The 11,214-nt window shown below is 55.7% G+C and carries 13 protein-coding genes and 1 pseudogene; 2 read left to right on the top strand and 12 right to left on the bottom strand.

Going from position 1 to position 11,214, the window contains the following annotated elements; translation table 11 throughout:
• Window positions 1-577, top strand: a pseudogene (locus M0H32_RS29105) (hypothetical protein); the annotation flags it as partial.
• Between the two features lie 204 nt (window positions 578-781).
• Here the strand turns inward: M0H32_RS29105 and M0H32_RS29100 are convergent.
• From M0H32_RS29100 to M0H32_RS29045, 12 genes are all read right to left on the bottom strand, one after another.
• The gene (locus tag M0H32_RS29100) at window positions 782-991 is read right to left on the bottom strand and encodes a YqaE/Pmp3 family membrane protein (RefSeq protein WP_248160240.1); all 210 of its coding nucleotides are present in this window, start codon (window positions 989-991) and stop codon (window positions 782-784) included.
• 9 nt (window positions 992-1,000) lie between these two features.
• Window positions 1,001-1,990, bottom strand: a complete 990-nt coding sequence (gene virB11, locus M0H32_RS29095; RefSeq protein ID WP_248160238.1) for a P-type DNA transfer ATPase VirB11 — start codon at window positions 1,988-1,990, stop codon at window positions 1,001-1,003.
• Complete coding sequence (locus tag M0H32_RS29090) at window positions 1,990-3,369, bottom strand: TraB/TrbI/VirB10 family type IV secretion system protein (RefSeq protein WP_248160236.1); 1,380 nt, start codon at window positions 3,367-3,369, stop codon at window positions 1,990-1,992. The genes virB11 and M0H32_RS29090 overlap by 1 nt, the downstream gene beginning before the upstream one ends.
• Window positions 3,370-3,372: 3 nt before the next feature.
• The gene (locus M0H32_RS29085; protein ID WP_248160234.1) at window positions 3,373-4,101 is read right to left on the bottom strand and encodes a TrbG/VirB9 family P-type conjugative transfer protein; all 729 of its coding nucleotides are present in this window, start codon (window positions 4,099-4,101) and stop codon (window positions 3,373-3,375) included.
• The gene (locus tag M0H32_RS29080) at window positions 4,098-4,778 is read right to left on the bottom strand and encodes a VirB8 family type IV secretion system protein (protein WP_248160233.1); all 681 of its coding nucleotides are present in this window, start codon (window positions 4,776-4,778) and stop codon (window positions 4,098-4,100) included. Before M0H32_RS29080 ends, M0H32_RS29085 begins: the two co-directional genes overlap by 4 nt.
• A gap of 19 nt (window positions 4,779-4,797) precedes the next feature.
• Entirely contained in the window at window positions 4,798-5,895 is a 1,098-nt protein-coding gene (locus M0H32_RS29075) for a TrbL/VirB6 family protein (protein ID WP_248160232.1), read from the bottom strand.
• On the bottom strand, window positions 5,895-6,350 hold the full coding sequence (locus M0H32_RS29070) for a hypothetical protein (protein ID WP_248160231.1): 456 nt from the start codon (window positions 6,348-6,350) through the stop codon (window positions 5,895-5,897). The genes M0H32_RS29075 and M0H32_RS29070 overlap by 1 nt, the downstream gene beginning before the upstream one ends.
• A 5-nt stretch (window positions 6,351-6,355) precedes the next feature.
• A complete protein-coding gene (locus tag M0H32_RS29065; RefSeq protein WP_248160230.1) occupies window positions 6,356-7,096 on the bottom strand; it encodes a type IV secretion system protein in 741 nt (246 codons plus the stop codon).
• A gap of 157 nt (window positions 7,097-7,253) precedes the next feature.
• Window positions 7,254-9,614, bottom strand: a complete 2,361-nt coding sequence (locus tag M0H32_RS29060; protein ID WP_248160229.1) for a VirB4 family type IV secretion/conjugal transfer ATPase — start codon at window positions 9,612-9,614, stop codon at window positions 7,254-7,256.
• Complete coding sequence (locus M0H32_RS29055; protein WP_282449614.1) at window positions 9,604-9,879, bottom strand: VirB3 family type IV secretion system protein; 276 nt, start codon at window positions 9,877-9,879, stop codon at window positions 9,604-9,606. Before M0H32_RS29055 ends, M0H32_RS29060 begins: the two co-directional genes overlap by 11 nt.
• A gap of 17 nt (window positions 9,880-9,896) precedes the next feature.
• Entirely contained in the window at window positions 9,897-10,181 is a 285-nt protein-coding gene (locus tag M0H32_RS29050; RefSeq protein WP_248160226.1) for a TrbC/VirB2 family protein, read from the bottom strand.
• Window positions 10,169-10,951 carry a lytic transglycosylase domain-containing protein gene (locus tag M0H32_RS29045; RefSeq protein ID WP_248160223.1) on the bottom strand — a complete coding sequence of 261 codons (783 nt, stop codon included), beginning with the start codon at window positions 10,949-10,951 and terminating at the stop codon, window positions 10,169-10,171. Before M0H32_RS29045 ends, M0H32_RS29050 begins: the two co-directional genes overlap by 13 nt.
• A gap of 35 nt (window positions 10,952-10,986) precedes the next feature.
• Between M0H32_RS29045 and M0H32_RS29040 the strand changes: the two genes are divergently transcribed.
• The coding region (locus M0H32_RS29040; RefSeq protein WP_248160221.1) for a hypothetical protein at window positions 10,987-11,214 on the top strand (228 nt) is incomplete at its 3' end.

Below are 11,214 nucleotides of genomic sequence, written 5' to 3'. Positions count from 1 at the left end.
ACCAAGGGATTTGAGAAACGAATTTGTAGCACACATTGCGAAACGCACTCCCAACATTGAGATGCGTATCAAGTCGCAACCCGGATCAAGACGGGCAACGTGGGGTGCTGCCAACGCTTACAACTATCCGGAAGCAGGAATCGTTGCTCCACCCGGTCTACGCGCACACCGCCCGGATCTCGCCATTGCCGGCGAGATAGGTGACTTCGAGCTGCCTGATTGGACGGGGGAAATCGATGTTGTGGTCGTACAGGGTAACCGGATCACCTCGGAGGCTGTCCTGTTTCACCGATCAAGCAGCACCGCCATCTTCGCGGATCTGTTGCAGCAGTTTCCACCAGCCTGGTTCAAGGGCTGGCGCCGAATTGTGGCCCGCCTCGATCTAATGGTGGAACGGGAACCCTCGGTTCCCCGAAAATTCCGGCTTGCGTTCACCGACCGTGCTGCCGCCCGGGTGGCGCTCCAGCGCATTCTGGATTGGCCTTGTGAAAAAGTTCTGATGGCCCATGGCACCCCGGTCACCCAGAACGGACAGGAATTTCTGGGTCGAGCGTTTCGCTGGCTGCTCCCCTCCTAACGTTCGGGAACGGTTGGGTGGCTGCAGACGTCATGAATGGACTCGAAGGAGCCATGTGGCGGCGCGGCAGGTCTGCCGTTTCCGATCGGCCTCGCTAGCGTCGCTTCCGGCCCCTTTTGGTCATTCGTTTCCACCGCAGCGAATGTCCGCCCCCGCCCCCTACTTACCTTCGCACGTCGTGGAACGAACGGCAGTTTCGCAAGATTAGACCCGGTTGGCGTCCTGGTGCGCGGCGACAGCAGCGGCGATTTTCTTGTCCGTTTTGTATTGGCTGAGGGCATAGACCGACCACAGGGCCGCTGGAATCCACCCGATCAGGGTGATTTGCAAAAACAGACAGATGATACCGGCGAATGGCCGGCCGATGGTAAAGAACTGCAGCCAGGGCAACAGGATCGCGAGAAGCAGACGCATAGGAATTCCTTATTGTTTCGAGAGTTGAGGCATATGAATTTCGAGCACGCCCCGTTTTCCATCTCGGCGGCCGACCTGGATAATCATGTCAATCGTGGCGCTGGCGTATTCGATGACATCGTGTCTGGTGAGAGGCACGCCGGTTTGCATCACCATCAATGCCATGCGCTCCAGCGCCAGGGCAGGGCTATCCGCATGGATGGTGGAAATGGATCCTGGATGACCAGTGTTGATTGCCTCGAGGAAATTATAGGCTTCAGCGCCACGAATCTCGCCCAGGATCAGACGATCCGGACGCATGCGTAGGGAAGATTCGAGCAGTCTTGCGGCTGTGCGGTTGCTTCCGGCAACCCTTTCCGCGACCAGCGAGACTTTGTTCGTGTTCTCCGGCCGCAGCTCAACAGCGTCCTCGATGGTAATGATGCGTTCTTCCGGATGCGTCAGAGAGAGCAAAGCTCGCGCGACCGTCGTTTTTCCGGATGATGTACCACCGGAGATCAGGATGTTGAGCTTGTTTTCAATCGCTTCTTTCAGGAGCTCCGGCAGTCTTCCTTCTGAGGCTAATTCAAGAAGATTCGCCTGTTCGTCGTGACGCTGCTTGTTCACGTCGATGGGCTTGCCAGCCACAAAACCTATCTGGTCAACGGAGAGCACGCGGCTCACAAATTTCCGGATCGAAATGCTCACACCGGCCTCAATGGCTGGCGGAATTACCACCTGCACCCGAACATCGTGCCCAAATAGGTGAACTCGGCCGGATACAATAGGCTGTGCTTCTCCGAGGGTGTTCTTGGTCTCCCCAGCGAGGTTATATCCAATGGCGCGGATATCTTCGTCACTCAGAGCGAAGTCCGTGGTGGCCTCCATATAGGTTGAGCCGGAATATTCCACGAATATCAACCCGTCCGGATTGATGACAATCTCGTTGACATCCTCCGCCGTGAGCAGACCCTTCAACGCTTTCAGATTGCTTTCAACATAGGAGGCAACGGCATCCATCAGAAGACGAGATCCTGATTGACAAACACCTTGACCTCATAGCCCTGGGGCAGCCGAATGATCGGAGGCAGACTGAGATATTCCTCGAGAACACTTTCGGTCTGATCACCGAAGTCCTCGCTGACATCCGATGCGAGCGTTGTTGCGGGATCGCTCGGGGCATCTCCGTCTGTGGCAACGGCGGCGATGAAGGTCGGGATCGCGGCGATGGTCGTGATGAGAGCCGCAGTTCCAAAGCGTTGCACAAAGCGTGAATCGACGTTGCCCTCAACACCACCGTGGCCAAGCCGGTCAACACCCGTCGCAGCCAATGAGATCGATTTTCCTTCAGGTGTGATGGCACGAGTCCAAGCGATCAGAACGCGCTTTTGGGCAATCGAAATGTCGCTGTTGTAGGTGCCAATCAACCGGGTGCCGGCCGGCATTAGGATTTCCATGCCGTCATACGAATAGACCGGCGAGGATACGACTGCCCGCATCGATCCGGGCAGCTCGGTGTTTACAGCCGTCTCCAGAACGGCGGTGATGATCGTTCCCTGGACGATCATTCGAGACAAATCACCAAGGTCGCGCGCTTTGGCGGTTTTAACCTCAGCGTTCGCGTTCTGACTTAGAAAACGTTCGTTCGATGACATGTCCTGAATGCCGGCGCCGCTCTCACTGGCTCCGGATGTGGATCCTTCTTCAGACTCGTCATAAATGTTGCCGTCGCTCAAACGGCGTTCTTGCAGTTCAGCCTCACGTGCTGCCCTGCGCTCTTCCAGTTCTTTGAGCCGCCGAAGACGTTCCTCTTCATCAAGGTCCGGACCTGTGGGAGTAGCTGGCACCGGGACTCTCAGGCCAGCAAGTTTCGCTTCCATTTCGGCGCGCAACAGGGCCTCGCGGCTTTCAGCGGCTTGACGATCGCGCTGCGACTGTTCTCGCAAGGCCGCTTGCAAATCTTCGGGAGAAATGCCGGCGTTCGAGTTGACGACTGGAGCGGGCCTTTGCAAAAGCGCCTCGATTTGCGCTTGCAAGGCTTCGATCTGTTTTTCCAGCTCGGCAGACTTGTCCGGCGCTGGCGGAATCTCCGGTTCACTGCGTTCCACCGGCCGAATGATGATTTCCGGTTCTGGGCGCTGGTTAGTGTCCAGACCTTGGCGTGGCCGTAAATTAGTGTTCAGGCCGGTATTGTCGGTCTGGGATGTCTTCTGGATTGTCTCGCTTACAGATGTCGAGAGACCCAGAATTTTTCCTAGTTCTTGCGGAAAAATCAGGATCGCCGCGCCGATCGCAACGACAATAAAAAAGAGGACCATGAGGAAGGGGCTCCGTGAGGAGCTGCCTCCTTCCATGCGTTGCCGCCGTGCGGCGAGCTTGTCTTCGGTTTCATCGCTCATGGCTTAGAACCCTGCATACCGCGCCGCAGCGGTGCTAGACGCAACACAGATGGCCTCTCCACCGATCCGGACGGTCCACCGATCGCTCACACCATCGACAATGAGAGTGCTGCCGGCGGTCCTGGAGTTGACAGTGTACTCCTGTCCGCCTTGCCCCACTTTAAAAACGCCGGGCTGGCGCCGGGCGCTGTCAAAGACGAAATAGGTTTGCTTGCCATCGTCGTACACAGACGTGGGGGCAAAGTCGGCACTTCCGGCAAGGTTATAATCGTAGTTGCGGCTGCTCAGCGAGCTGGCGTCCGAAAACTGTGCAACCACCGGTGTCGGATATTGGAATGTTGTGCGGTAGTTATACCCGCCCGTTCGCCTGCCGCTTCCAGCGTGTGAGTGGAGCTCGAAGGTATAAACACGACGATCTGTGTAGATCGTCATGTTCGTGATGGCGTCCGAATTGAACGGCTTGATGGAAATGACGTCGCCGCGCTTCAGGCGGATGATTTGCCAAGACGCACTGTCGCCCACCTGAATGGACTGAACGTTCTCGCCGCGGCCAAACTGAACCGTTGAGATGAAATTTGTGTGCAGGTCCAAGCGGTAGACGGTGTATTCGTTATAGACAAATTGCTTGATCTGCGACGCAGCCGGCAAAGACTGAGGAATAGTTTCAGCCATAGCCGAGGTCGCAAGGGTCGCAATGCACAGTGCCGTGCCCATCGCCTTTAAAAAAGTCATTGTGTGCCCCTGTTGGTGAGTGTTTCCGCGTCTACGCGGTAATTGGAAACCTTGAAGCCGAGAGGGTTTGCCCAGACGGCCTGCAGGTTGCGCTCAACCTTTGGTTCGAACACGAAGCGAACTGTCGCTACGAAATCCCGTTCCACGTCAGGCATCCCGCTTTCCTCGAGCGTTTTTCGAAAGCGAACCTGGGCCTGGTTGGATTCGAGAAGTGACATGGAGACGATGGTCACCTTCAGGCGATTTCGGTCCTCATAGATGTCAGGCGGGTAGTCTTCGCTTCCAGAATTCCAGAGAGTTCTAAGGCTTTCGGCGGCCTGGTCCTTAGATCGGGTCAAGACATCGGGAATCCGCGTGGCGTTGTCCGCGACATCGTAGGTTTCCCGGTCCGTAACATAACGGACGAGTTCCGCCTGGATGACAGCTTCTTGTTCCGACAGCGACAGCGGTTCGACCCGGGCCAGGCGCTCCGCCTCGCCGGTCGTCCTGTCGACCATGACGAGATATGGCTGCACTTCTTTCAGGGGCAGAAGCATCGCGACAAAGCCGATGCAGGAGATCGCCAAAATAAGGCACAGAATGGCGACAATCGCCCAGATATTCCTCTGCCGGCGAAGCGAAAAGAAGACTTCTTCCTCGAAAGAATGAGCGACTTCAGCGGGCGTTTTTTGAAGCATTGTCCGAGCGACCTGTTATTCAATTTTCTGGAGGGTTTTTCGGGCTTTTCGGGTGTTTGACCGAAGGACTGCCGGAGGGGCCGCGCATATAAGACAAGTCGGAGTAACGCTGCCGGTCTCGGCTCATGCGTGAGGCTTGCGTGATGAATGCCGCCATTTGGGCAGACCGGCTGCCGCCCCGTTCCTGAACGCCGGCAGCAGCTTGCCTGCCGGCATCCATACGGGCGGCGGCGCTATATGCGGCTGTGACAGGTGATGCGGCAGCGCTGGCTGCAGTCCTTGACATTCTGATGGCATCAGCCACGCCGGTTCCAACAGCAACAACGCTTCCGGCCAAGCCGGTAGCGTAGGAGGGAACGTTTTTCATCATGAAGATCGCAGCCAGGGAAACGATCACAAAACCAGCAATGTCTGAAAGTTCGGTTGCAGTTGGTGTTGTGTTCATGATTTGACGGCCGACACCAATGACAGCCCCCATGATACCGGCGAGGACAAGCGGAATTAATGCAACACCGATTGTCGCCCGAGACCAGGATTCAAAGAGTTGGCGTGTGCCGTTAAATGCAAGCGCACCAATGGCCAACGGTGCAATCGATACAAAAAGCGCTAGGCCGATCTTGCCGATGGCGGAGATGGCGATAGCGATAAAGGCCATGATGGCCCCAAGAACCATCAGCAGGACTGCCGAAATGCTGATGCCGAGCCAACCAGATTCTTCGTTCATTTGGTCGGAGTAGTTGAAGATCGACGTCACCATGTCATCCATGGCTGCGTTCAGACCGGCATTGTCACTCACCCCGGCCCCTGCGGCTGAAAGCAAAGCTCCACCGTAGTTCTGTGGTACATCCGTGATTATGTCGTAGATGGGCTGGAACTGGGACCAACTGGTCGCAACAGCCAACACAATGATGTAGCGCACCGACCAGGTGATGTAACTGCGCATGCTGACCGTCGAAAAAGCGAGGATTGAGTTGACCGCAATTAACGCGAGACCAACTAGTCCGGCAGCGACGAGGACAGTGTTGACCTCTGAAGATACGCCAGTAAAGACCGACTGCGCATAGCTCGCGATTGCCGAGTCAATCCTGTCGAGCGTGTCGGTGATGAATGAGGCCATTAATTGACCTCCCTCAATTTCCCTTTGTAGACTCCTGCTTTGACGCAAGCGTTAAATGCAATGTCCCTATATCTGTTGCCTTCCGCTGAAAGGCTCAGTTTTCTATTCAGCACCCAATTGTGCAAGTCTTCTTTGCTGAGAGACCCGTAGTTCTTCGGCATCTTTGCAAGGATGGCGTCGTAGTCGCGCCGGTCGATCAGACAACCAAACTCGGCAGGCTCACCACGTTCGTATGCTTCACAAATGCGTTTCTCCTCCTCAAACTGCCATATGCCAGTGAAGTGATTTAGCAGTTGCTCGGCCATTCCATTTTGGGCGTTCTTCTTGAGGAATGCCTTGTGCGCATCGCCACCTAAAGACGACTGATACCCGCATCCGAACGACTTTTTTGAGCCAGCCTGGGCGGCACCGGAAACGGCGATCAAAGATATCGCGATCAGTAGTGTTTTCATCATGCCGATCACTCCCCTTCTTTATCGCCAACGAGGATGAATTTGCGGCCTGCAATGACGTCGCGGGCTGTCGCCGCTTGGGACATGCCAACGGCATTGGCGTTAGCGGACTGAACACGCAGAAGCTCGACAAGAAGGACCGCCACCTCGGCCTGGACGCGGGTGTTGTAGTCAATCGAGGCCTTCAGGTCCGGGGTGCTGCTGTCGATGCCGTCGATGAGATCCGTGACCCGCTTCGCGGCGGCATCGGCTTTGGTAAAGCCGTCTTCTGCGGTAGCAACGGCAGTGACTCCCGCCCCCGCCAGCTGGGCTGCGGCCTTGTCGATGGCGTGTTCCGACGACATGAGGGCACTCAGGTTGGTGAACCCGAAATTGTTTTTCAGCTCGTCAACCTTGGCTTTGATCGCGGTGGCCTGGCCTGCAATGTCGCCGCCACTCATGACAGACGACATGATGCCGTTCAGCGACTCCGCAGACTGTCTCAAATCCTTGAGTTCCTGCGAATTCAGAATGCCTGCGATCTCTTTGACGCCGGTCATCGCCGTGAGCTGCGAAATCTGTGTCGTCAACTGCTCCTGCATGTTGAGCAATTGTTCTTTCATGGTCGCGAGCTGCTTTAGCTGCTCGGCATAATCCTTGACCTGGTTCTCCACCTGAGTGATGGCCTGGGCAATGCTGGCGGCATCGATCACGGGGATGCCGCTGGCGGATGCACTTCCACTCATGACGACGGATACGACGCCGGCCAACAGGACTTTTCTAACTGTTCTCACCATCAAGCTATTCCTTCGCTTTGAGCGTTGAGGGGCCTGTAGTCGCAGGCGCAGGGAGATTTGTATTCCGTGGGCATGCCGGCGCATCCCGATAAGCCCAGAGCGATCGCAACGAGCAGCAATATTGTCTTTGTCATTTGTAGCCCTTCCAAAAATCGGGATCGTTACGCCACCCTGCAGGAGCTCCTTCGCCGTTGCCTCCACCCAGGACGCTCATCAGAGGTCCGAGGGGGCCAAGGTTCATATCGACGATGGAACTGGTATCGCCTGAGCGCACGAGCGCGAGGCGATGGCCAACATTCGAGCTGACGGCAAAATCAAGCTCATTGTCGGTGAGACGAAGAGGTTCAAGCTCTTCGCGAGTGCTCTTGTTCGATGGGTAAATCAGCAAGGTTGCAACACCGGACAAAATGGCACTTCCGGCCGCGCTTTCCGTGATGTGAGACGCTTGCTGGGTCAACAGCACAACCGCGACGTTCTTTTTCCGCATCGTCAGCATCCAGTCCTTAAGACGGGTGCGGAAATAGTCATCGTCCAGAAGCTTCCAAGCTTCGTCCAGGACAATGAGCGTCGGCCGTTTGTCTTCGACGGTTCGCTCGATGCGACGGAAGACGTATGAGAGCCAGGCCGTTCTTGTTTGCGGGTTGTCGAAAATCTCCGAGACATCAAACGCAGTGATGTCATTTTCGAAGGTGAGGCTGTCCTTGCCTTCGCCATTGAACAACCATCCGAATTGCCCGGTCTTGTCCCAACGGCCCAAGCGTTGATGAAGGTCGCCACTGTCGTTGGTTGAGCGGAACTGCGATCTGAAATGGCTCAAGGTCTGAAGGTTTTCTTCAGCGCCGCGGTTGGCCGCGCAAGCACGACCGAGCGCCTCGACCTGAATCGGGGTCAATTCGCCATCTTTGGGCTTGAGCAAGTTTTCCAACCAGTCTGCAAGCCAGGCACTACCGCGCTCGTCTGCCTCGGAGGAAAACGGATTGAAACCCGTGTTCGTGCCGACCTGGACAATATTGTAGCTTCCGCCCAATGCCCGGATCGCCATTTCAAAGCCGTGATCCTTGTCGAAAACGATCAGGCGTGCGGAAAGTCGTAGGGCTTGGGAGAGCAGAAACGCTGTTCCAAGCGTCTTACCGGACCCGGTTCGGCCGAGGACGAGAGAATGTCCAACAACGGGCTCGCTATCGGGCGAACCTGCCAAGTGGAAATTGAATCTATAGGGCTCACCGTTTCCGGTCGGGAGAATGGTAATGGCCTCTCCCCAATAGGTTTTGTCTTTCGGCAAACCCCTCGCTGACCCGTGCAATGCCGACAAGTGTGCGAAGTTCAACGAGCTGATGGAGGACGCCCTTGTCCGATAGCTGTAATTGCCTGGGACTTGCGCAAAATAGGCCGGGCGGGCGCTGAAGTTTTCGCGGAGGACAGAGGCGCCAGAGCCGGTCAAGATCCGGTCTACAATCGAGATGTTCTCATCGAGCTGCCGATCATTTTCCGCGTATAGCGCAACCGTGCAATGGTGCTTCCCGAAGGCAACGCGCCCTGATGCAACATCGTCAAGAGCCCCGTTCAGTTGCAATTGCAACGAGACTGCCGCGTCGTCGGCGACGCTCATCTGCCGGATAACGCGCCTGATGTCTTCCTGGGCCGACACCGAATCTTGAGGTGTGAACGAGTTGGTCACACACATGTCGATGCCCAAATCCAGGAGATCCAGGATGCCGGCATATGTTTCTGCCGGATAATCCTTCAGCGTTAGAATCGTCCCGGTTTTGGTCGTCTGCGAATGGGTTCCGAACAATGTGAAAGCATCGTTCTGGAAATGGATCGGCGTTGTTGCGACGAGGTCGTTCAACGGCACATAGCCACGACTTGGTTTTAACGGCGCAAAATCTCCCGTCAGAACGGCCCGGAATAACCCCAACCATTCACCGCTTGAAACGGTCAACCGCCTGGGGCGGGCGGGCCGTGCGATTTCAATGAAGCTGGAAGCAATGTCGTTTAGACGCTGTGTGCGCCTGGCGAACCGCTCGGCATTCCCTTTTTTACCGGCACCGCGCAACCGGTCGAAAAGACCCGAGATCCTTGATGGCCTGAGCGTGAGCGTAAAGACTGTCGTGCGATGACGAAGCTCGGCCGAGCGAAGATGCTCTTGCCACCGGGCATCGATCGCGCCGGCAAAGGTCTCAGTATCCGCAATCGGGTTGATTTCCGGTTTTACCTTCGAGGAGATACGGTGAACGTAAAAGCCGACGTCGCCATATTGCTGAGCAATCAGGTTCGATACGGACTGTGCCAGCGTATCGATGTCGGTTTCGTTCATCGTTTGCGCGGCCAAGCCGTCAACTGCAAACGATGTCATGAGGTCGCCATCCCGCAACATCATGGTTTCGTCGTTCAAAAGGGACACGAAAGGCAGATGCGCGGCTAGGGATTCCGTCTTTGTTATCGCCGGATCCAAAAGGCTGCTGACCGCAAGGGACTGGTCACGGACCATATGTTAGCCCCTTTCCCTGTAATTGACTTTTTTTGATCGGCGTCGCGCGGATAGTCACAATCAGCACATTGAAAATATGCGGGTCGTAAGCGGCCAACAGCCTCAACGCGACGTATCCAAGGGCAAGGCTGATCACGAGATAAATGATCGAAAGGGTGGCAATGAAGCCACCCACAACGATGATCATTAGTGTTGCGACATAAGCCATCGGTAGCCCCATGAAACTTACGGGTCGCGTAAGACCTTTGAACAATGGTGCTCGCATAACCGGAGGCAAAATCCTTAGAAGCCAGCGAGAATGGTGGCCGACCCAAACAGAATAACCAGGCCGAGGACCACTGAACCTGCGAACATCCAGTTCATGCGCCCGGTCATAAACAGGAAGCCAATCGCGCACAGTGCGACCAGGCCGATGGCCCGGCCGAGCGTGCCGGTTAGTGCCGTTCCGATGGTCGTGAAGAAGGTGGTCACCGGCGAGAGATCCTGCGCCATCGCGGGATTGGTCAAAACGAGAGCGGTAAACGCAGACAGAACGGCCAAACGGCCAAAGTTATTCAAAATTCCCATACCGAGATGTCTCCTGTGAGTGGTTCTCCGGCGATTGCCTTGACCGGAGTTTCGAGATGTTCCGAACCGTCTTGAGGGGTCGCGTCTTTGCTGGCCGACGGCTCTATGGCCACCATTTCAGGGACAGGCTGTCCGGCATTCGTCAGGACAGCGCGGACGTAATTTTGCGTTTCCTCAATCCGAGGAACGCGGCCGAGTTCTTTCACCCGGTTCGGTCCGGCGTTGTAGGCTGCGAGGGCAAGATCGGCCTGTCCGAATTCTTTCAGCAGTGCCGTGAAGTAGCGTGCGGATGCATTCAGGTTCTCGTAAGCGTCAAAAGGATCCTTCACGCGAAGGTCCTTTGCCGTTTCCGGCATGAGTTGCCCTAAACCCTGGGCGCCTTTTTCCGAGACTGCGTTGTGATCGAACGCGGACTCTCTCTGAATAAGGGCTTCGAAAAGATCGATGAACTCCAATGCCGTCAGTCCGGCTGCAACAACCCCTTCGTCGCCGGAAAACTTCAATGCGACTTCCCGTGTCACCTTCTGGTTCAGGGCGCGTTCAAGATCGGCAGAATGAGTGGGAGTTCGCGGTTGCGGAATTTCTTTGGTCGAGGTTCGCGCTGACTTTTTGCTGCGAGCGTTCGAAGAACCTTCCTGAACGACAGGATCGCCCTTGGAGTCCCATTCGATGACCGTTGCGGAGATATCGGTTGTATTAAGTAATCCTGCAAGACAAGAGACTAACGCAATAGTTGTAGGGCAATATAGTATCTTGCGCGGATCAGTCATTGATTTTGATTGTCTTAAGGTCGGAGAAGGAGGGATTGGTATTTTTCAAGAAAGCAACAAATGAAGGAAATATAAGAGGTTTACCGGCACCAGAACGTTCCGCGACCGGTAAACACATCACGGACCACGGCCATCTGGTTTTCAAAGGCTGGTGTGGTCTCGTCGAGACAGCATTTATCGAACCGGGCACAGGGATGAGCCCAGGCGCTCCGGAGGTCATTCGGAGTGTCCTTTTTTATTTCAGATCAATGATTTACGGCTAC

It is taken from the genome of Roseibium sediminicola (genome assembly GCF_023156505.1).
Lineage (GTDB): Bacteria > Pseudomonadota > Alphaproteobacteria > Rhizobiales > Stappiaceae > Roseibium > Roseibium sediminicola.
Note: the sequence above shows the minus strand (reverse complement) of the source record. Positions and strands in the feature narration are given on the sequence as shown.